At 62.4% G+C, this 18,964-nt stretch carries 21 protein-coding genes; 16 read left to right on the top strand and 5 right to left on the bottom strand.

Annotated elements, in window-relative coordinates:
• Positions 1-6: 6 nt before the first annotated feature.
• Positions 7-1,215, bottom strand: coding sequence for an aspartate transaminase (locus ACEN2T_RS21135; protein ID WP_122756831.1), 1,209 nt, complete (start codon positions 1,213-1,215; stop codon positions 7-9).
• 376 nt (positions 1,216-1,591) lie between these two features.
• Between ACEN2T_RS21135 and nac the strand changes: the two genes are divergently transcribed.
• From nac to ACEN2T_RS21075, 12 genes are all read left to right on the top strand, one after another.
• Complete coding sequence (nac, locus tag ACEN2T_RS21130) at positions 1,592-2,497, top strand: nitrogen assimilation transcriptional regulator NAC (protein ID WP_032887298.1); 906 nt, start codon at positions 1,592-1,594, stop codon at positions 2,495-2,497.
• Between the two features lie 114 nt (positions 2,498-2,611).
• A complete protein-coding gene (locus tag ACEN2T_RS21125) occupies positions 2,612-3,019 on the top strand; it encodes an acetyl-CoA carboxylase biotin carboxyl carrier protein (protein ID WP_032887263.1) in 408 nt (135 codons plus the stop codon).
• Positions 3,020-3,052: 33 nt separating this feature from the next.
• Positions 3,053-4,405 (top strand): acetyl-CoA carboxylase biotin carboxylase subunit, encoded by a 1,353-nt coding sequence (gene accC / locus ACEN2T_RS21120; protein WP_442117476.1) that lies wholly within the window; start codon positions 3,053-3,055, stop codon positions 4,403-4,405.
• A complete protein-coding gene (gene pxpB, locus ACEN2T_RS21115) occupies positions 4,402-5,058 on the top strand; it encodes a 5-oxoprolinase subunit PxpB (protein ID WP_442117475.1) in 657 nt (218 codons plus the stop codon). Before accC ends, pxpB begins: the two co-directional genes overlap by 4 nt.
• On the top strand, positions 5,055-6,029 hold the full coding sequence (locus ACEN2T_RS21110; protein WP_442117474.1) for a biotin-dependent carboxyltransferase family protein: 975 nt from the start codon (positions 5,055-5,057) through the stop codon (positions 6,027-6,029). The genes pxpB and ACEN2T_RS21110 overlap by 4 nt, the downstream gene beginning before the upstream one ends.
• On the top strand, positions 6,026-6,421 hold the full coding sequence (locus tag ACEN2T_RS21105; RefSeq protein WP_442117473.1) for a biotin/lipoyl-containing protein: 396 nt from the start codon (positions 6,026-6,028) through the stop codon (positions 6,419-6,421). The genes ACEN2T_RS21110 and ACEN2T_RS21105 overlap by 4 nt, the downstream gene beginning before the upstream one ends.
• On the top strand, positions 6,418-7,191 hold the full coding sequence (locus ACEN2T_RS21100) for a LamB/YcsF family protein (protein ID WP_099600913.1): 774 nt from the start codon (positions 6,418-6,420) through the stop codon (positions 7,189-7,191). Before ACEN2T_RS21105 ends, ACEN2T_RS21100 begins: the two co-directional genes overlap by 4 nt.
• Positions 7,192-7,284: 93 nt before the next feature.
• Positions 7,285-8,037, top strand: coding sequence for an SDR family oxidoreductase (locus ACEN2T_RS21095; protein ID WP_032887269.1), 753 nt, complete (start codon positions 7,285-7,287; stop codon positions 8,035-8,037).
• A gap of 109 nt (positions 8,038-8,146) precedes the next feature.
• Positions 8,147-8,848, top strand: coding sequence for an amino acid ABC transporter permease (locus tag ACEN2T_RS21090; RefSeq protein WP_095185631.1), 702 nt, complete (start codon positions 8,147-8,149; stop codon positions 8,846-8,848).
• A 6-nt stretch (positions 8,849-8,854) separates the two neighbouring features.
• The gene (locus tag ACEN2T_RS21085; protein WP_032887299.1) at positions 8,855-9,598 is read left to right on the top strand and encodes an amino acid ABC transporter permease; all 744 of its coding nucleotides are present in this window, start codon (positions 8,855-8,857) and stop codon (positions 9,596-9,598) included.
• Between the two features lie 23 nt (positions 9,599-9,621).
• A complete protein-coding gene (locus ACEN2T_RS21080; RefSeq protein ID WP_177434288.1) occupies positions 9,622-10,350 on the top strand; it encodes an amino acid ABC transporter ATP-binding protein in 729 nt (242 codons plus the stop codon).
• Positions 10,351-10,408: 58 nt separating this feature from the next.
• Positions 10,409-11,242 carry an ABC transporter substrate-binding protein gene (locus ACEN2T_RS21075; RefSeq protein ID WP_032887272.1) on the top strand — a complete coding sequence of 278 codons (834 nt, stop codon included), beginning with the start codon at positions 10,409-10,411 and terminating at the stop codon, positions 11,240-11,242.
• 51 nt (positions 11,243-11,293) lie between these two features.
• Here ACEN2T_RS21075 and ACEN2T_RS21070 read toward each other — a convergent pair whose 3' ends face one another.
• Positions 11,294-12,502, bottom strand: a complete 1,209-nt coding sequence (locus ACEN2T_RS21070) for a DUF1835 domain-containing protein (protein WP_442117472.1) — start codon at positions 12,500-12,502, stop codon at positions 11,294-11,296.
• A gap of 269 nt (positions 12,503-12,771) precedes the next feature.
• Here ACEN2T_RS21070 and ACEN2T_RS21065 point away from each other — a divergent pair, with 269 nt between their 5' ends.
• A complete protein-coding gene (locus ACEN2T_RS21065) occupies positions 12,772-13,275 on the top strand; it encodes a hypothetical protein (RefSeq protein WP_032887274.1) in 504 nt (167 codons plus the stop codon).
• Positions 13,276-13,287: 12 nt separating this feature from the next.
• Here ACEN2T_RS21065 and ACEN2T_RS21060 read toward each other — a convergent pair whose 3' ends face one another.
• The gene (locus tag ACEN2T_RS21060; protein ID WP_181644343.1) at positions 13,288-14,364 is read right to left on the bottom strand and encodes an aldo/keto reductase; all 1,077 of its coding nucleotides are present in this window, start codon (positions 14,362-14,364) and stop codon (positions 13,288-13,290) included.
• A 132-nt stretch (positions 14,365-14,496) separates the two neighbouring features.
• Here ACEN2T_RS21060 and ACEN2T_RS21055 point away from each other — a divergent pair, with 132 nt between their 5' ends.
• Entirely contained in the window at positions 14,497-15,174 is a 678-nt protein-coding gene (locus tag ACEN2T_RS21055) for an ABC transporter ATP-binding protein (protein ID WP_442117471.1), read from the top strand.
• A complete protein-coding gene (locus ACEN2T_RS21050) occupies positions 15,171-15,962 on the top strand; it encodes an ABC transporter permease (RefSeq protein WP_099600917.1) in 792 nt (263 codons plus the stop codon). Before ACEN2T_RS21055 ends, ACEN2T_RS21050 begins: the two co-directional genes overlap by 4 nt.
• A 77-nt stretch (positions 15,963-16,039) precedes the next feature.
• Here ACEN2T_RS21050 and ACEN2T_RS21045 read toward each other — a convergent pair whose 3' ends face one another.
• A complete protein-coding gene (locus ACEN2T_RS21045; RefSeq protein ID WP_181640613.1) occupies positions 16,040-17,092 on the bottom strand; it encodes an L-idonate 5-dehydrogenase in 1,053 nt (350 codons plus the stop codon).
• Between the two features lie 14 nt (positions 17,093-17,106).
• On the bottom strand, positions 17,107-17,880 hold the full coding sequence (locus tag ACEN2T_RS21040; protein ID WP_032887279.1) for a glucose 1-dehydrogenase: 774 nt from the start codon (positions 17,878-17,880) through the stop codon (positions 17,107-17,109).
• Between the two features lie 135 nt (positions 17,881-18,015).
• Between ACEN2T_RS21040 and ACEN2T_RS21035 the strand changes: the two genes are divergently transcribed.
• Complete coding sequence (locus ACEN2T_RS21035) at positions 18,016-18,888, top strand: LysR family transcriptional regulator (protein ID WP_122765568.1); 873 nt, start codon at positions 18,016-18,018, stop codon at positions 18,886-18,888.
• Positions 18,889-18,964: the final 76 nt, after the last annotated feature.

The following is an 18,964-nucleotide window of genomic DNA, read 5'->3' as shown; positions in this document are numbered from 1 at the left end:
CGATCCTCAGCGCAACGCGGCAACGGCAGCGGCAATGCGCGCGCAGCCTTGGTCGAGGGTGCTGATGTCGGTAGCAATCGACATGCGAAAGAACGGTGCCAGGCCATAGGCCGTGCCCGCCACTACCGCCACGCCCTGGCTTTCGAGCAGGTACATCACCACTTCGCTGTCGCTGTTGAGGGTTTTACCCTCGGCGGTTGTTTTACCTAGCAGACCGCCGCAGTTCACATACAGATAGAACGCGCCGTCCGGCTTGCGGCAGCTCAGGCCGGGGATTGCATTGAGCAGTTCAAGGCAACGGTCGCGTCGTTGCTGGTACACCTCGACGCTGTGTTTGACGAAGTGTTGGTCGCCGTTGAGCGCTTCCAATGCCGCCGCCTGACTGACTGAGCAGGCGTTACTGGTGGACTGGGATTGCAGGGTCGCCATGGCGCCGATCAGGTCGGCGGGGCCGGCGGCATAACCGATGCGCCAGCCGGTCATGGCGTAAGTCTTGGACACGCCGTTGACCACCAGGGTGCGGTCCTTCAAGGCCGGTTCAATGGCCAGGATGTGTGGGTTGTCCAGACCGTCGAAGCGGATGTGCTCGTAGATGTCATCGGTCATCAGCAGCACCTGCGGATAGTCCAGCAGCACGTCGGCCAGGGCGCGCAGTTCGGCGTGGCTGTAGCTGGCGCCGGTGGGGTTGCTCGGTGAGTTGAGCAGCAGCCAGCGGGTGCGCTCGGTGATCGCTTCGCGCAACTGTGCTGGGGTCAGCTTGAACCCGTTGTGTTCCGGGCAGGCCAGGGTCACCGGCTCGCCTTCGCAGGCCAGGACCATGTCCGGGTACGACACCCAGTAGGGCGCAGGGATCAGCACTTCATCACCGGCGCCTAGGGTGGCGGCGAAGGCGTTGAAGATCGCGCTCTTGGCGCCGCTGGTCACCAGTACATGGGCGGCGGTGTAGCTCAGGCCGTTCTCGCGGGCCAGTTTATCGACGATGGCCTGGCGCAGTTCCGGGGTGCCGGCGTTTTGGGTGTAACGGGTTTCACCGCGCTCGATGGCCGCGCTGGCGGCTTGGCGGATGTGGGGGGGTGTATCGAAATCCGGCTCGCCCACTACCAGGTTGATGATGGACTGGCCTTGGCGACGCAGCTCGTTGGCGCGGTCGGACGCGGCGCTGCTGGGCGATGGTTTGATGCGTTGCACACGGGCGGCGATGCGGGAGGCGGTCACGGGCGTTCCTCGATGATGGCGTTGATGGCGTCACAGTACGAGGGCCGGGCGAGGGGGCCATAAGACGAGTTTGTTCTGGGTTGATAGGCAGTGCTTATGGCTGGGCTTGCACCAAGCAGGTGCGTCCAGGCCTGGCTGCTCCGAGCGGGTGCTTTGGGTGGGGGATCAGGAGCAACCATAGCAAAGCCTTATGGCTGGTTATGCGGGTGGCCTGTCTTTTGCAAACCTGCCAGGTGTACACAAATCCAAATGTGGGAGGGGGCTTGGTCCCGAAAGCAGTGTGTCAGCCACAGATGCATCCACTGACACTGCTATCGGGAGCAAGCCCCCTCCCACATTTAAGGCATCACTTGTCCCTTACATGAGCACCGCCATTTTGAACCTGCGCCGTTTGAAGTATTTCGTAAAACTGGTCGACATCGGCAGCATGACCCAGGCCGCTGATGTGTTGCATGTGGCGCAACCGGCGTTGAGTCAGCAACTGGCAACCCTGGAAGCCGAGTTGCAACAACAATTGCTGATCCGCACCAAGCGCGGCGTGACGCCGACTGAGGCGGGCAAGGTGTTGTATGGCCATGCGCAAATTATCCTGCGCCAGTGCGAACAGGCTCAGAGCGATATCAATGCCACCGGCCATGCCTTGTCCGGGCAGGTGTCGGTGGGGCTGGCGCCGGGTACGGCGGCGTCGACGTTGTCGCTGCCGTTGCTGCGCACCGTGCGCGAACGTCACCCCGGCATCCTGCTGTACCTCAATGAAAACTTCGGCACCACGTTGAGCGAACTGATCATGAACGGCCGCATGGACATGGCCGTGCTTTACGGCGGGCGGGAGGTGCATGGTTTGAGTTTTGTCTCGCTGCTGCGCGAGCCGCTGTACCTGGTGAGTGCCGACCCGGCCATTGCCAGTCGCGAAGACATCCCGCTGGCCGAGTTGGCCGACATGGACATGCTGTTGCCGCGCCCCTACAACGTCATGCGTCGGATGGTGGACGAAGCCTTCCTGCGTATCGGCCTGGGTGTGCGGGTAGTGGCCGAGATTGAATCGTCCACCACGCTCACCGCCGCCGTGGCCGACCACTTCGGTTCGACCATCCTGCCTGAGTCGTCGGCGCGGGTCATGGCCGCGGACCCTTCGGTGCATATGTGCCGCATCGTCGAGCCCGAGGTGGAGGCGCCGTTGGCGTTGTGCCTGTCCGGGCATTTGCCGTTGTCCGTGCCGGCCCAGGCGGTCAAGGCGATTCTGCTGGAGCTGGTGGCGCAGATGCGTGGCAGCGCCGTGTGAGGCGTCATAAGGTCGGCTTATCACCCCAAAGCCAAAGCGTCTTGGCCGCGTTTCGAGGGGCTCGGTAGATTGGGCTCATCCACTCAAGACACGCTCGACAGGCAGGGGCCATACATGGATTCAGCACGTATCAAGGGGTTGATGGATTTGCTGGCCGAATCCGATCTGCTGGAACTGAGCCTCACCGAAGGCGACAGCACGCTGCGGCTGTTCAAGCAGGCGGGGCAGGGGACTACCAGCGTTGCACCCACCGTGGTCGCAGCCCCCAAAGCTGCACCGGCTGCCAGCGCCGTTGAAGTCAAAGCCAGCCTTTATGGCGTGCTGCACCTGACGCCCGCCGTCGGTGAGCCGCCTTTTGTGACCGTGGGGCAAAGCATCGAGGCCGGCCAGACCGTGGCGGTGATCGAGGCGATGAAGATGTTCCACCCGGTAAAGGCCAAGGTGGCGGGCCAGGTGGTTGAGATCCTGGTCGAGGCCGGGGTTGAAGTCGACGCCGGCCAGTCGCTGTTCCGGCTCGGTTGACCCTTACGCGTATTCGTTATTCAGGTGAATCCAATGTTCGACAAAGTGCTGATCGCCAACCGTGGCGAAATCGCCCTGCGCATTCAGCGTGCCTGCCATGGCCTGGGCATCAAGACCGTGGCGGTGTTTTCCGAAGCGGACCGTCACGCCCACTACGTGCAAAACGCTGACGAATCGCTGTGCATCGGTCCGGCCGCGCCAGGCCTGAGCTACCTCAACCAGACCGCGTTGCTGTTCGCCGCCAAGGTCACTGGCGCCCAGGCGATCCACCCTGGCTACGGGTTCCTTTCGGAAAACGCCGGGTTTGCCGAGCGCATCGAAACCGCCGGCCTGACCTTTATCGGCCCGAGCGCAGCCTGCATCCGCACCATGGGCGACAAGGTGGCCGCCAAGCGTGCCATGCGTGAAGCCGGTGTGCCGTGCGTGCCGGGGCCTGATTCGACAATGCCTACCGACGACGCCAGCATTCTCGCCATCGCTGCCGAGATCGGTTACCCAGTGATCGTCAAAGCCGCTGGTGGTGGCGGTGGTCGCGGCATGCGCGTGGTGCAGGCCGAAGCCGAGTTGCTCGCTGCCATCGCGCTCACCCGTGAAGAGGCGCGGTTGGCCTTTGGCAACCCGGAGCTGTATATCGAGAAATTCCTCGGCCACCCGCGGCATGTGGAAATCCAGGTGCTGTGTGATGCCCACGGCCATGCGATCTGGCTCGGCTGCCGCGACTGTTCCCTGCAACGCCGCCACCAGAAAGTGTTGGAAGAAGCGCCGGCACCGGGCATCGATCCGGCATTGATCGCCAAGGTCGGCGAACGCTGCGCCGAGGCCTGCCGCCGGATTGGCTATCGCGGTGTGGGCACGTTTGAGTTCTTGTACGAAGACGGCGAGTTCTTTTTCATCGAGATGAACACGCGTCTGCAAGTCGAACACCCGGTCACTGAAATGACCACCGGCATCGACATCGTGCAGCAGCAACTGCGCATGGCCCGCGGCGAAGTGTTGGGCTTGCGCCAGGAGGATGTGCAGTTGAACGGCCACTCCCTGGAGTGCCGGATCAACGCCGAAGACCCGATCACCTTTATGCCCACACCCGGCTTGATTCAGCGTTGGGAAGTGCCCGGCGGATTTGGCGTGCGGGTTGATTCCCATGTCACCACCGGCTACCGCGTCCCGCCGTACTACGACTCGATGGTGGCCAAGGTAATCACCCACGGCTCCACGCGGGAAGAGGCGTTAGCGCGGATGCGCCTGGCCCTGAGCGAAATGATCGTGGACGGCATCAGCACCAATATCCCGTTGCACCGAGACATTCTCGACGATCCGGCATTCTGCGCCGGCGGTGTCGACATTCATCACCTGGAGCGCTGGTTGCAGCAAAGGAGCCCGACATGAACACCGCACCTTCCATCAGCCTGCTGGGCTCCAGCGCGTTGCTGTTCGAGGCGCCGGGCGAGCTCGACCTGGCCCCCCAGCAGCGTATCTGGCGCCTGGCCCTGCAAGCGGGCGAATGGCCGGAAATCCACGAAGCCGTGCCGGGCATGAACAACCTGATGCTGACGTTCCTCACGCCGCCCCGTGAACTCAACAGCGTGTGCCAGCGCCTGCTGGATGCCTGGGAACAGAGCCAACCGCTGCCTCTGGAAGGGCGAATTGTCGAGTTGCCGGTGGTGTACGGCGGCGAATTCGGCCCGCACATGGCAGACGTGATCGCCCACACCGGGCTGGATATCGAGACCATTGCCAACCTGCATTGCGAGCCGCTGTACCCGGTGTACGCCCTGGGCAGCCACCCCGGTTACTGCTACCTCGGTGGCATGGACCCACGCCTGGCCACGCCCCGTCGCCAGGTGCCGGTGCTGAATATCGGTGCGGGCTCTGTGTCCATCGGCGGCGTGCAGACGGGCGTCTCCGCCTCGGCCGGCCCCAGCGGCTGGAACACCATCGGCCGCACCGAGATGGCATTTTTCGACCCCGCCCAAACCCCGCCTGCCATCTTGCGGCCGGGTGATTTCCTGCGCTTGCGCATCGAGAGGATCATTCGATGATCGAGATTCTATCGGCCACCGCCCTGGCCACCGTGCAGGACCTCGGTCGTTTCGGCAGCCTGGGTTACGGCGTAGGTACCTCGGGCGCCATGGACCATCTGGCCCTGGCCTTGGGCAACTTGCTGCTGGGCAATCCCGAAGACGCTGCTGCGATTGAAATCCCGCTGTTTGCGTTTGAAGTTCGCCTGCTGCAGGACTGCGCCTTTGCCCTGACCGGCGCCGCCTGCGACGCCACGCTGGACGGCCAGCCGTTGCCGCCGAACTGGGTTTTCCAAGGGCGAGAGGGTCAAGTGTTGAGCCTGGGTTATCCGACGTCTGGCAGTCGCGCTTATCTGTGTTTGGCGGGGGGCGTGGACGTGCCGTCGGTGCTGGGTTCACGCAGCACGCAATTACGTGGCGAGTTCGGTGGTTTGGACGGCCGGGCGTTGCAGCAGGGCGATCGACTCGCTGCCTTGCGACCAGGCCTCAGCACCTTGGCGCTGGACTTCGGCGTTTTGGCGCCCAGTCTCTCGCTGCCGTTACAGGTAGACGGCGTGCCCGCGATGCGCGTGTTGCCCGCCGCTGAATACGAGCGCTTCCAGGAAACCTCCCGCGCCGCGTTCTGGGCTGGCGAGTGGAAGATCACCACCCAGAGCAATCGCTATGGCTACCGCATGGAAGGTGAACCGCTGCTGCCCATCGCACCGATGGAAATTCGCTCCCACGGCATCGTGCCCGGCGTGATCCAGGTGCCCCATGGCGGTCAGCCGATCATCCAGATGCGCGACGCGCAGCCCAGCGGCGGCTACCCCAAGTTCGGCAGCGTGATCGAGGCTGACCTATGGCGTTTGGGGCAGGCGCCGATCGGCAGCAAAGTGCGCTTTATCGAGTGCAGTTATGAAGAGGCCGTTGACGCCTTGGAAACCAATCGACGTTACCTGCGTGAAGTCAGCCGTCTGGTGGAGCTGCACCGTCAAGGAGTGAAAGCATGACGCTTGAAGAGATTCGCCAACTGGCGCTGTGGCTCAAGGAACACCACTTGGCTGGCGCAGAGATGAGCAGCCCTGGCGTGCACCTGACCCTCAAGCGCGGTGCGCCTGCCGTCAGTGTGGTCACGCCAGTCGCGGCTGCGGCAGTGGATGACAAGGTGCTGCGCACCACCGGCCTGGGTCGTCTGCTGCTGACTCATCCGCAACAAAACCAGCCGTTCGTGGCTGTGGGCGATCAGCTTAGCGCCGGTCAACTGGTGGCCGTGCTGCAAGTGGGTGAGCTGTTGCTGCCTCAGCGCAGCCCGAAAGCCGCCAAGGTCGTGGATATACGCGTGCCGTGCGGCACCACCGTCGGCTACGGCGAAGCCTTTCTGGGCCTGGAGTATCCGGTATGAAGATCGATTTGAATGCCGACCTCGGCGAAGGCTTCGGCCCGTGGCGCATGGGCGAGGACGAAGCACTGATGAGCCTGATTTCCTCGGCCAACGTCGCCTGCGGTTATCACGCCGGCGACCCATTGATCATGGACACCACCGTACGCCTGGCAAAAGCCGGTGGCATCGACCTGGGCGCGCACGTGGGTTTCCCGGATTTGATGGGCTTCGGTCGTCGCCAAATGAACATCGAGATCAAGGAACTGGCCACCTATGTGATCTACCAGCTCGGTGCGCTGGCCGGGATGGCGGCTGTGAATGGCCATCGCATGACCCATATGAGCTTCCACGGCGCCCTGGGCAATATGGCCGCCGCCGATGTGGCGCTGGCCGAGCCGTTAGTGCGGGCGGTGGCGGCGTTCGACCCCACGCTGATCATCAGCTCTTCCAGCAGCCGCGCCATCGAAGGCGCGGCCGAAAAATGTGGTCTGCGCGTTGCCACGACGTTCCTCGCCGACCGCGCCTATGACGATGACTGCCTGCTGGTGCCACGCAAGGTCGAGGGCTCGGTGATCAAGGAGCCTGCGGCAGTCTTGCAACGGGTGCGGCAGTTGCTGGAGGAGGGCACCGTGACCGCCCTGAGCGGCAAGGTGCTGCGGGTGCCGGCCCACTCGATCCTGCTGCACGGCGATACCCCCGGTGCGGTCGACCTGGCGCGCACCATTCGCCAGGAAATCGAGCAATTGGGCGGGCGGATTACCCCGATTTCCCAGCTGCTGGCGGCGTCATAAGCAGGCCTTATCGCCACACAATCATCGCGTCTTGGTCCAGCGCCTGAAGGCTGGATAGAGTCGAACCATAACCCGCGACACAAGGATCACCCCATGCCATTTTCCGACTACAAAACCGCACTGGTCACCGGCGCCTCATCGGGCATCGGTGCCGCCGTTGTGGAGCGTCTGTGCCAGGAAGGCGTGCAGGTGCATGCCCTGGCCCGCAGTGCCGACAAGCTGCAGGCACTGGCGGCAAAGACCGGCTGCATTCCCCACGCCATCGACGTGACCGATATTGCCGGCCTGACTCGGTTGTTCGCCGAAAACACCTTCGACATCCTGGTCAACAACGCCGGTGTCGATAAACCCGGCTCCTTGCTCAAGGCCGATGCCGACGGTATCGACCTGCTGATCGACGTCAACCTTCGCGCGGTGTTGCACCTGGCGCGCCTGGCGTTGCCGGGGATGGTCGAGCGCGACTGCGGGCACATCATCAACATCAGCTCGATTGCAGCGGCCTACAACTTTGGCGGCAACTCTACCTACCACGCGACCAAGGCCGCGGTGAGCATGCTCTCGCGTCAATTGCGCATTGATGCCTTCGGCAAGCGCGTGCGGGTTACCGAGATCTGCCCAGGCCGAGTGGCCACGGACATCTTTGCCCATGTGCATGGCGACTCCGAGGAGACCTACAAACGCTTCGTCGAAGGTTTTGAATTGCCCCAGGCCGAAGACATCGCCAACGCCATTGCCTTCGCGATTGCCGCGCCGATTGCCGTCAACGTCGGGCATATGGAAATCACCCCCACCCTGCAAGTGCCGGGCGGGCTTTCTACCGCGCGACCTCAGGATTATCAGGGCTGAAACCAGCCCTCTAAAACAGAACGGATCGATCCGTCATTGCTGCACCGCGCCACGGCCACGCCGGGTGACTTTGATTTCTGCCCTAGCCCAATGCCGATAGGGATTGACCATGAAGCAAGACTTCGATTTGGCCGCGATTCTGCAAGGCGAGTATGCCGAGCTGATCGTCAAGGGCATCGAAATGACCTTGCAGCTGGCGTTGTTCGCCTGGCTGCTGGCGATGGTGCTGGCGCTGACGCTGGTTACGGTGCGCCTGACCGGCAACAAGCTGGCCGACCGTCTGGTGGCGGGGTACGTGTCCTACCACCGCAACGTGCCGACCCTGGTGCAACTGATGCTGTGGTACTTCGGCGTGCCCACGTTGCTCAGCGAATCCGCGCAACTGTGGCTGGCCAACCACAACACCGAATACCTGTTTTCGGTGATCGCCCTGGGCTTGTGCCAGGCCGCGTATTTCTGTGAAGACATGCGCAGCGGCCTGCGCGCCATTCCGGCCGGGCAGACCGAAGCGTCCAGAGCCCTGGGATTGGGCTACGTGCGCTCGATGCGCTACGTGATCCTGCCTCAGGGAGTGCGCAACTGCCTTCCGTCCTTGATCAACCACACCGTGTTGTTGTTCAAGAACACCAGCCTGGCCATGGCAATTGGCGTGATGGAGCTGACCTACGCCAGCCGCGAAGTGGAGAACTATACGTTCCGCACCTTCGAGTCGTACCTGGTGGCCACGGTGTTCTACCTGGTGTTTTCACTGCTGCTGATGGGCGCCGGGGCGTTGCTCGCTCGGCACTTCAGCAAAGCCCTGGCGAGGTAGATGGCGATGTTCGATATCGTTGAAATCCTGCAGAACAACTGGACGTTGTTCCTCATCGGTCAATACCCCCACGGCCCATTGGGTGGCCTGGCGAGCACCCTGATCCTGGCCGCGCTGGCATTGCTGTTGGCGTTCCCGTTCGGCTTGCTGCTGGCGCTGGCGCGGGTATCGCCGTGGAAAGGTTTGTACTGGGTCGCCACGGTGTGGGTCTACGTGCTGCGCGGTATTCCGTTGCTGATGGTGATCTTTTGGACGTACTTCCTGGTGCCGTTGCTGATCGGCCATAACATCACCGGCTTCATGACCATGCTCTGCACCCTGGTGATCTACCAGAGCGCCTACCTGTGCGAAATCATTCGCGGCGGCATCCAGGCCTTGCCGAGTGGGCAATACGAAGCGTCCCGCGCCCTTGGCCTGGGCTACGTGCGCACCACGCTCTGGGTGATCCTGCCCCAGGCACTGTACAACGCGTTGCCGAGCCTGATCAGCCAGTTCATCTCGATCATCAAGGAGACCTCACTGGGCTACGTGATCAACGTGCAGGAGGTGACGTTTGCCGCCAACCAAGTCAACAACCAACTGCTGACCAAGCCGTTCCAGGTGTTTTTCATCCTGGCGATCATCTACTACCTGCTGTGTTTCGGCCTGACCCGCCTGGCCGGTTATGTGGAACAGCGCATTGCGCGCAAGCGCCTGGGCGACGGAGGGCAAACCCTGCCTGGCCAACCGTTGCTGGCCACCGATAATTGAAGAGGGCTGCGCTCATGCATCCAATGATCATGTTTTCGAAAATCAATAAATGGTACGGCGAGTACCAGGCGCTCACTGACATCACGGCCGAAGTGCAACCCGGCGAAGTGGTGGTGCTGTGCGGCCCTTCGGGGTCGGGCAAATCCACCTTGATTCGCACGGTCAATCGCTTGGAAGACATCCAGGCCGGCCAGATCCTGTTCGACGGCCAGGACGTTCACGGCACCGACGCGCAGATCAACCGCCTGCGTAGCCGCGTGGGGTTTGTGTTCCAGAGCTTCAACCTGTTCCCGCACCTGTCGGTGCTGGAAAACATCACCCTGGCCCCCAACAAACTGCGCAACCTCAAGGGCGCGGCGGCCAAGCAAAAAGCCATGGAACTGCTCGACCGTGTCGGCCTGGCCCACAAGGCCGGTGCCTACCCGGCGCAGTTGTCCGGCGGGCAACAGCAGCGCGTGGCAATCGCCCGCGCACTGGCGATGGAGCCGCCGGTGATGCTATTCGACGAGCCCACCAGTGCCCTCGACCCGGAAATGGTCGGCGAAGTGCTGAGCGTGATGAAGGGCTTGGCCAAGGACGGCATGACCATGATGTGCGTGACCCACGAGATGAATTTCGCCCGCGAAGTGGCCGACACCATCTGGTTTATGGATGCGGGGCAGATTCTGGAAAAGAGCAGCCCCGAGGCCTTCTTCACCCAGCCCTCGCACCCGCGAGCGCAACGTTTCATCGCCGACCTGCGGGCCCATTGAGCTGCGGCGGTTTTGCTCCCTCTGCCATTTTGCTGGTCCAACTTTCTGGAGATTTCCCATGGGTATGAAGCATCTGTTTACTGCGCTGGCGTTGGGGCCACTGGCAATCGCGGTCGCACAAGCCGACCAACTGAGCGACATCATGGCCAAGCAATCCTTGAGCTGTGGGGTGTACGCCGACGTCCCGCCATTTTCCGCACCGGACCCGAAAACCCGCGAGCTGGTCGGCATGGACGTCGACCTCTGCAAAGCCCTGGCCAAGACGCTTGGCGTAGCCCTGGAACTCAAGCCACTGTCGGTTGAAGCGCGTATTCCTGAAGTGAAAATGGGCCGTGTCGATGTGATCTTCGCCAACCTGGCCTACACCAAGACCCGCGCCGACCAGATCCAGTTCAGCGACCCTTACTACATCGCCAAGGAAACCCTGGTGGTGCGCGCGGCGAATGCCGACCAGCCGAAAAGCTTCTTCAAGGACAAGCGCATCAGCTCCACCAAGGGCTCGACCTCCGAACAGTCGATCCGCCTTGCTGGCGCCACCCCGGTGACCTTCCAGGACACTGGCTCGGCCTACATGGCCCTGCAACAGAACAAGGTTGTGGGCCTGGTGACCAACACCATGACCGCCCTCAAGCTGGTCAATCAGGCCAAGGCCGGTGGTGTGGAACTGGCGATTGCCAAAGAACCGATGGCCCTGGAGCCGATTGGTGCCGGTATGCGCCGCGACGAGCCGGCGTTTTTGGCCAAGGTCAATGAGTCGCTGATGGCGATGGAAAAGGCCGGGGAGATCGACGCGATCTGGGAGCGCTGGATCGGCCCGAACACCGAGTACAAGATGGTGCGCGAGGACAAGGTGCAGCCTTTGAGCGCGTTGAAGTTCGAGCCGTTGCCTTAAGGGTAATCGGTCACAAAAAAGCCCGCCGTGTGTGATGCACGGCGGGCTTTTTTACTGGGTGTTCCAGACAGGGTTCAGATCCTGATCAATCATCCAGTGCGGCTGGCCAGGTGTGATACGCACGCCGCCGACCCAGCGCTCATGCGTTGCATGGTCGGGCCAATGGGCTCGGCCATGGAGCACGTCCTGCCCCAAGGGGGTCAGCGCCAACATGCGTTGCGGCCATGGTTTTTGTGGGTCTGTCTCGGTCAGCAACGGCTTGTCGCCATCGATCAATGGCCGCAACAGCACCTGAAACATCATGTCCCCCATGGACGGCAGCGGGTCGCGCTTGGCCATCAATTCGGCGAACACGCGACCGAACGGCAACGGCCCAGCTTCGGCGAGGTAGGTGAGGGACAGGCGCTCGGTCAGCGACAGACCATCGTGTGTTCCCGGCAATTCCTGCAACTGGCGCAACAGCGCCGGGGCAAGCAAGGGCAGGGCGGGGTGTTTGCCGTGGGCCAACGCTGCCCATGCCATGGGTGAACTGTCGCAATAGGCCGCCCAGGCCTGTTTGGCCAGTTGCACGGCCTCGTCACCGATCAGTCTGCGTTGCGGCCAGAGCCAGGCGAGCACGTCCGGCGCCAGTTGGCCGATGCCGATAAAGCGCTCGACGCCGGGAATGCGGTCCACCTCGATCAGCTCCAGTTTGCCCGGTGCTTGTTCAAGACCGGCCAAGGCGCGGATCAGGAACAACTGGTCATAGGCATCTGCCTCACACCACAACACGCTGTGTTCGGCGCTGGCCAGGGTTTCGAGGTGGTTGTATTCATCGTCGACGCGGCGCGCTGCATCCGTCTCATTGATGGCAAAGGCTTGGCTGATAAAGGCACTGCGCATCGCACGAAATGCCGGGCTGGGCAGATCACGCACCGGACCCATGCACAGCGGGTCGCTGAGCATGTGGAACCGGCCCTTGAACCCCGCCACCTGCAGGCTATGGGCGATGTCATTGCCGCAGCGCCAGTGGGTGGTGCGCGCTTCATCGCTGGCTGCAAAGTCGGGATGGCGGGCGGCGAAGTCAATGGCGTCGATATGGGCCTTGAGCTTGGGCCAACTGCTGAAACCCAGTTGTTTGGCCACCTGCCATTGGGCCTGGGACAGTGTGGCACCCGGGTCTTGGCTTTTCAGGTGCCGCAACAGTTCCTTGGCGCGCTTGCGCTGCTGCTCAAGGTTGAGACGGCCATCGGTGTTGGAAGATAGGGGGCGTTGCGACATACGATCTCCTTGCACAGACCTTTTCCGCTTTAAGGTTGGGAGTCGTAGAAATGAGGTGAAGCTTGAGTGTCTTGGGCGCAGCCCTTTCCGCGGAAGGTGGCGTAGAGAGCGCCAGGCGGGAAATATAGGCAGTGTGGCGCACGATTGCAAATCAGGTATGCGCCCCCGATAGGGTTTAAGAATCGTCTTAAAGTCATGCGCTCCTGCTGACGGTTACCGTGTGCACCGTTGAATGATCGACGTTGCTGCCCAACTGTCAGGTTTACCCTATGTCCACTAAAACGCTCCGCCTCTTGATTGCCGATGCTGACCTTCAGCAGCGGATCAGGATTGAGAAGATGCTCAACCTGATGGGCTATCACCGCATCGCGCCCTTGAGCTCGTTCGATGAGTTGCGCGTGCTGACGCGTTCGGGAGGCGTGGCATTCGACCTGTTGATCATCAACAGCGCATTGGTGAGTTCGCCGCAGGAGAACCTGCTGGAGTACTGCCACGCCAACCCGTTGATTCGTCACACGCTGATTTACGATGGGCAATGCACACCGCATGTGCTGGTAGCGGGCAATCAGCCGACCTTGCACCTCTCAGTGCCGCACTTGCCGGACTTTATCGCGCTGCAGCATTGCATGGGGATCGTCGATCCTGCCCCTCGCATACGCGTGGGTAAGCGGCCGACCTTGCGCGTTGCTGACAGCCCCAATCCAGCATCGGCGCGCTTCCAGGGTGACCCGGCCTTGGTGGCGTGCGCAGTGGGGCTGTCGCCCAGGCGTTGAGGGGGTCAGGGGTTACTTGTCTTTGCGTGCATCCATGGTTTTCTGATGCTCGGCCAGGAACGGCTGCTCCGCCGGATCAAAGCGATCAATGCCGGCCGTAAAACGATGCCAGTACGGATACAACGGTTGGCGCCGTGTCACCGCTTCGATACGCGAGGACTGTTCGTCGGTGAGTTTCAGTTCGGTGGCCGCGAGGTTGTCGCGCAGATGCGCTTCAGTGCGGGCGCCGACGATCAGCGAGGTAATCCCCGGACGATCCTTGAGCCACGCCAGGCAGGTACGCGCCACCGACACGCCGTGTTCATCACCCACGGTGGCGAGGGTTTCGATGATGTCCAGCGCACGCTCCTGGTCATGGACGTAGGGTTCCGGCCAGTCGCTGCCCTGGCGGGTATTGGCCGGCGGTTTTTGCCCACGGCGCGTGGAGCCGGTTAGCAGGCCTTCGCCCATTGGCCCCCACACCAGGGTGCCGACGTTCTGATCCAGGGCCAACGGTAGCAACTCGTACTCGGCCTCGCGGGATTCCGGGGTGTAGTAGATCTGTTGGGTGATCGGCTTGAGCATGCCGTGCAGTTCGGCCTTGCCCAGGGTTTTCATCATCTGCCAGGCGGTGAAGTTGCTGGTGCCGAAGTAACGGATTTTCCCCGAGCCCACCAACAGCCGCAGGGCTTCGAGGGTTTCCTCGATGGGCGTCATGCCGTCCCAGTTGTGCAATTGGTAGAGATCGATGTGGTCGGTACCGAGGCGCTTCAAGCTGGCTTCGCAGGCGCGAATCAGGTGGTAGCGCGAGGAGCCGGAGTTGTTCGGGTTGCTGTCTACCGGGCTGCGGCCCTTGGTGGCCAGCAGGATATCGTTGCGTTTGTCACCCAGGGCCTTGCCGACCACTTCTTCGGCCAGACCGTGGGAATAGAGGTCGGCGGTGTCGACCATATTGACCCCGGCATCGAATGCGATATCGAACATGCGCTTGGCTTGGGGCACGTCCACCGATCCGCATTTTTCAAACTCGGCGCGACCGCCAAAGGGCACGGTGCCGAGGATGATTTCGGATACCAGCAGGCCCGAATGGCCCAGTTGTCGGTATTGCATGTCGTCTCCTACTTAACGTTGAACCTGAGTTTCTGAACAACGTGGGTGGCGATAGTTTGAATTTTTTCATGAAAACTTCCTGCGCCTGCTTCACCATTGCGCCCAACAGGTTTTAAGAGGAATACCGCGTCCATGAGCGCCCTGATAGAAACCCGCGCCCTCACGCGTATCGACGAGCGTCGCCAGGTGGCTTTGCTGCAACCCACGGATTTCACCTTGAAGCGCGCCGACCGTGTCTCCATCACCGGCTCATCGGGCTCTGGAAAAAGCGTCTTCCTGCGTGCGCTGGCTTTGCTCGATACGCCGAGTTCCGGGCAAGTGCTGTGGAATAACCAGCCGATCGTCAACGCGCAGATCCCCCATTACCGCAGCCATATCAGCTACCTGTCTCAACGCCCGGCGTTGCTCGAAGGCACGGTGGAGGACAACCTCAGGTTCCCGTTCAGTCTCAAGACGCTCCACCAACGCCGCTTTGACCAGGGCGTGGTGACGACCTTGTTGGGGCATGCCGGCAAGGCGGCGGATTTTTTGACCAAGAACGCGTTGGACCTGTCGGGCGGTGAGTCCCAGGTGGTCTCGCTGATCCGCACACTGCAACTGAACCCCGAAGTGCTGTTGCTCGACGAGCCAACCGCCGCCCTCGACCCTGCGTCATCCCGTGACGTGGAAGCGCTGATCGACGCCTGGTTCGCCGGTAACAAGTCCCGCGCCTATATCTGGGTATCCCACGATCTGGATCAGGCACAGCGCATGAGTGACATCCACTTGCACATGAGTGCCGGTGTCCTCAGCGGAGCGGCCCAACCATGAATTATCAAAACCTCACTGCCCTGGACATGGGCATTGCCGCGTCGCTGATCCTGGTCAACGGCGCGCTGTCGTTGCTGCTGCGCCTGGGCCTTGGACGCCAGTTGTTATGGGCGGCGGTGCGCACCGTGGTGCAACTGCTGGCCATCGGTTACCTGCTGGGCTGGGTGTTTGAATTCGCCTATTGGTACGTGGTGCTGCCGCTGATGTGCGCCATGACCCTGATCGCCGGGCTTTCGGCGGCGGGACGTGGGCGGCGTACGTATCGGGGGCAGCGGGTCGACAGCATTCTGTCGGTGTGGGGCAGTTCGTGGCTGGTGACGGCGGTGGGCTTGTTTGCGGTGATCCGCATTCACCCATGGTACGAGCCGCAATACGCGATCCCGATCCTTGGCATGATCCTCGGCAACACCTTGACCGGCGTGTCCTTAGGGATTGAGCGCATGACCCAGGAACTTACCTCGGGCCGCAACACCATCGAAATGATCCTGGCCCTCGGCGGCTCACGCTGGGAAGCCGCCCAGGAAGCCATTCGCCAGGCCGTGCGCGCCGGGATGATCCCCACGCTGAACCAGATGACCGTGGTCGGCATCGTCAGTCTGCCCGGCATGATGACCGGCCAAGTGCTGGCCGGAGAGAGCCCTGTGGACGCGGTGCGGTATCAAATCGTGATCATGTTCTTGATCGCCGCGTCATCGGCGTTGGGCACGGTAGGGGCGGTGTTGCTTACCTATCGGCGGTTGTTTTCGGTGAGCCACCGCTTTTTGCGCGAGCGACTGGAAGAGCGCTGACAAACCAGCCCCTGTGGGAGCCAGCTTGCCGGCGATGGCGGTCGATCAGGCAACCTCAGGTTATCTGGCCCACCGCTTCAATCCACCTCCGCCACACCAAAATCGAGCACCACCTTCATCGCCTGGGTCTTGTCCGCTGCCAGTTCAAACGCCTGCACGGCTTGCTCGAACGGCACCGTATGGGAGATCACCGGCCGTACATCAATGACCTGGCGATTGAGCAAGTCCACCGCCTGGGCAAACTCACTGTGGAAGCGGAAGGTGCCGCGCAGGTCGATCTCGCGGCTGACCAGCAGGTTCAGCGGCAGCGACACTTCACCGCCCAATCCGACAGTGACCAGCACGCCGCGCGGGGCGATGCAGTCCAGGCCGTTGCGCAGGGCTTGGGCACTGCCGGAGACTTCGAACATCACCTCGAAGTAACCCTTCTCGGCGGTGTAGCGTTTGAGCGCATCGATGCCGTCGGCGATGTTATGGGTGCGCGTGGCGCCCATTTTTTCCGCGCAGGCCAGTGCGCTGGCGGACAGGTCCACAGCGACGATTTCAGCGGCACCGGCGGCGCGCAGGCTGCCGATCAGCAGGTTGCCGATGGGGCCGCAACCGGTCACCAGTACGCGCTTGCCGAACACCGCGCCGGCCCGTTGGATCGCATGCAACCCGACCGACAACGGCTCGGCCAGCGCACCTTCGGCGAGGCTGACGTGATCGGCCAGCACATGTGCCTGATGCGTCTCGATCACCAGGCTCTGGCGAAACGCGCCCTGGATATGCGGAAAGGGCATCGCGCTGCCGTAGAAGCGCATGTTCAGGCAATGGTTGGGCAGGCCTTGATGGCAATAGCGGCAAGCGCCGCACGGGCGTGACGGCGATACGGCAATGCGCTGGCCGACCTTGAACTGGCCGGCGTCCGAGCCCACGGCGTCGATCACTGCCGATACTTCATGGCCGAGCACCATCGGCTCGCGCAGGCGCACAGTGCCGAAGCCGCCGTGCTGGTAATAGTGCAAGTCCGAGCCGCAGATACCGCCGCGGGCGATGCGTACATGCAGTTGCTCGGGCCCCAGAGCAGGGGGTTCGTCCTGGGGGCTCACCCGCAGGTCTTTTGAGGCGTGGCAGACAATGGCGTGCATAAGGTTCTCCAGGGTTACAGCGACGCGGTGATGCCACCGTCGACATACAGGATATGACCGTTGACGAAACTTGCGGCATCGCTGGCCAGAAACACCGCTGCACCGGCCAACTCGGCGACGTCGCCCCAGCGGCGGCTCGGTGTGCGCTGCACCAGCCAGTCGCTGAATTCGGGGTTGGCCACCAGGTTGGCGTTCAACTCGGTCTTGAAGTAACCGGGGCCGATACCGTTGACCGTCAGCCCGTGCGGGCCCCAGTCGATGGCCATGCCCTTGGTCAACATCTTCAACGCGCCTTTACTCGCCGCATACGGCGCGATGCCCGGGCGGCCCAATTCACTTTGCACCGAACAGATATTGATGATGCGCCCCCGTTTGCGCGGAATCATCGCCCGCGCCACGGCCTGACCCACCAGGAAGGCGCTGTCGAGGTTGGTGCTGATCAGTTCGCGCCAGTGCTGCTCGCTGTAGTCTTCCAGCGGCCCACGGCGTTGCATACCGGCGTTGTTCACCAGGATGTCCAAGGGGCCGAAGCGTTCCTCGATCGTTGCCACCCCGTCCTGGATTGCTGCGCTGTCGGTCACGTCGAAGGCCTGGGTGTGCACCTCCAGGCCTTCGAGGGTCAGCAGGGCGGCGGCGTCACGCAATGTGCTGCGGTTACGCCCGTTGAGCACCACCCGTGCGCCCGCTTGGGCCAGGCCACGGGCGATGGCCAGGCCGATACCGGCACTGGAACCGGTGACCAGCGCCAGCCGGCCGTCGAGGCGAAAGGTGTCTAGAACGCTTTGCATGGGCATATTTCTCCGCGCGCGCTTGTGATAATCAAAACGCTGTCTGATGGGCTTAACTTCACCTCGGTGTAGGGCGCAGGTCCAATGTTCATTTATGATCGGCTGATCAATATCCGTGATAACCAGGAGGGCTGGATGGAACTCAAGCACTTGCGCGCCTTTGTGGTACTGGCCCAGGAGCTGCATTTCGGCCGGGCGGCGGGGCAGTTGTCGATTGTGCAACCGGCGCTGAGCATGCAGATCAAGCAACTCGAAAGTGGCTTGGGCGTACGCCTGCTGGACCGCAATCGGCACTCGGTGACGTTGACCGATGCCGGCCGGGTGTTCCTGCCGGAAGCCCAGGCGACCCTGCACCAGGCCGCGCGGGCGGCGGAGGCGGCGCGGGCCTCCAACCGTGGGGAAATCGGCCGAGTGCGGCTGGGCTTTGTGTCGTCGGTATTGCCGCAACTGTTGCCCGAGTTGATCCGCGCGGTGCATCAGCGCTACCCGCGTATCGAGCTGGAACTCAAGGACATGCCCGGCCCCGATCAAGCCGCCGCGTTGAAGCATGGCCGCCTCGATTTCGGCTTGATGCGCCTGCCCGCCGCCTACCCCGGTGTGCAGACCCGTGTGGTGTTGCGCGAGCCGTTCTGTGTGGCCTTGCCGATGGATCATCCGTTGGCCGCACAGGATTCGATCCAGCCCGGCGATCTGCTCGACGTGCCGGTGTACATCCTCGCGCGGCGCTATGCGCCGGGGTTCTACGACGAATTTATCCAGGCCGTGGGCATCCCGCTGCAGATCGCGTCCGAGCTGGGCGAGTTCACCACCATGCTCGCGCTGGTCTGTGCCGGGTTGGGCGTCGGCGTTTTGCCGCAGCAGGCTGCGCGGGCGTTGCCAGCCAACTGCGTGTCGCGGCCGCTGGTATTGGGAGCGTTTCAGGCCAGCACGGGGTTGGCTTGGACCGAGTTGGACAGCGCAGTGAAGACCACGCTGTTTACGCTGATCATTGAACTGTTTGGCGAGTGATTGTTTCACCGGGTGAAATGCTGGATTGTAAAACCTGGTGATTCCATTGATCGGCGCAGCGGTGGAACATCTCAGG

The sequence above is a fragment of the Pseudomonas sp. W22_MBD1_FP4 genome (assembly GCF_052113765.1).
GTDB classification, from domain to species: domain Bacteria; phylum Pseudomonadota; class Gammaproteobacteria; order Pseudomonadales; family Pseudomonadaceae; genus Aquipseudomonas; species Aquipseudomonas sivasensis.
The sequence above is the reverse complement of the archived record's forward strand: the minus strand, read 5'-3'. Positions and strand labels throughout refer to the sequence as shown.

Bases quoted from the DNA above. Each gene is read 5' to 3' on its own strand.
- ACEN2T_RS21075 (WP_032887272.1), top strand. From the start codon at position 10,409: ATGGGTATGAAGCATCTGTTTACTGCGCTGGCGTTGGGGCCACTGGCA.
- ACEN2T_RS21110 (WP_442117474.1), top strand. From the start codon at position 5,055: ATGATCGAGATTCTATCGGCCACCGCCCTGGCCACCGTGCAGGACCTC.
- ACEN2T_RS21065 (WP_032887274.1), top strand. From the start codon at position 12,772: ATGTCCACTAAAACGCTCCGCCTCTTGATTGCCGATGCTGACCTTCAG.
- ACEN2T_RS21100 (WP_099600913.1), top strand. From the start codon at position 6,418: ATGAAGATCGATTTGAATGCCGACCTCGGCGAAGGCTTCGGCCCGTGG.
- ACEN2T_RS21095 (WP_032887269.1), top strand. From the start codon at position 7,285: ATGCCATTTTCCGACTACAAAACCGCACTGGTCACCGGCGCCTCATCG.
- accC (WP_442117476.1), top strand. From the start codon at position 3,053: ATGTTCGACAAAGTGCTGATCGCCAACCGTGGCGAAATCGCCCTGCGC.
- ACEN2T_RS21090 (WP_095185631.1), top strand. From the start codon at position 8,147: ATGAAGCAAGACTTCGATTTGGCCGCGATTCTGCAAGGCGAGTATGCC.
- ACEN2T_RS21035 (WP_122765568.1), top strand. From the start codon at position 18,016: ATGGAACTCAAGCACTTGCGCGCCTTTGTGGTACTGGCCCAGGAGCTG.
- ACEN2T_RS21050 (WP_099600917.1), top strand. From the start codon at position 15,171: ATGAATTATCAAAACCTCACTGCCCTGGACATGGGCATTGCCGCGTCG.
- ACEN2T_RS21055 (WP_442117471.1), top strand. From the start codon at position 14,497: ATGAGCGCCCTGATAGAAACCCGCGCCCTCACGCGTATCGACGAGCGT.
- ACEN2T_RS21040 (WP_032887279.1), bottom strand. From the start codon at position 17,880: ATGCAAAGCGTTCTAGACACCTTTCGCCTCGACGGCCGGCTGGCGCTG.
- ACEN2T_RS21045 (WP_181640613.1), bottom strand. From the start codon at position 17,092: ATGCACGCCATTGTCTGCCACGCCTCAAAAGACCTGCGGGTGAGCCCC.
- ACEN2T_RS21085 (WP_032887299.1), top strand. From the start codon at position 8,855: ATGTTCGATATCGTTGAAATCCTGCAGAACAACTGGACGTTGTTCCTC.
- pxpB (WP_442117475.1), top strand. From the start codon at position 4,402: ATGAACACCGCACCTTCCATCAGCCTGCTGGGCTCCAGCGCGTTGCTG.
- ACEN2T_RS21070 (WP_442117472.1), bottom strand. From the start codon at position 12,502: ATGTCGCAACGCCCCCTATCTTCCAACACCGATGGCCGTCTCAACCTT.
- ACEN2T_RS21105 (WP_442117473.1), top strand. From the start codon at position 6,026: ATGACGCTTGAAGAGATTCGCCAACTGGCGCTGTGGCTCAAGGAACAC.
- ACEN2T_RS21125 (WP_032887263.1), top strand. From the start codon at position 2,612: ATGGATTCAGCACGTATCAAGGGGTTGATGGATTTGCTGGCCGAATCC.
- ACEN2T_RS21060 (WP_181644343.1), bottom strand. From the start codon at position 14,364: ATGCAATACCGACAACTGGGCCATTCGGGCCTGCTGGTATCCGAAATC.
- ACEN2T_RS21080 (WP_177434288.1), top strand. From the start codon at position 9,622: ATGATCATGTTTTCGAAAATCAATAAATGGTACGGCGAGTACCAGGCG.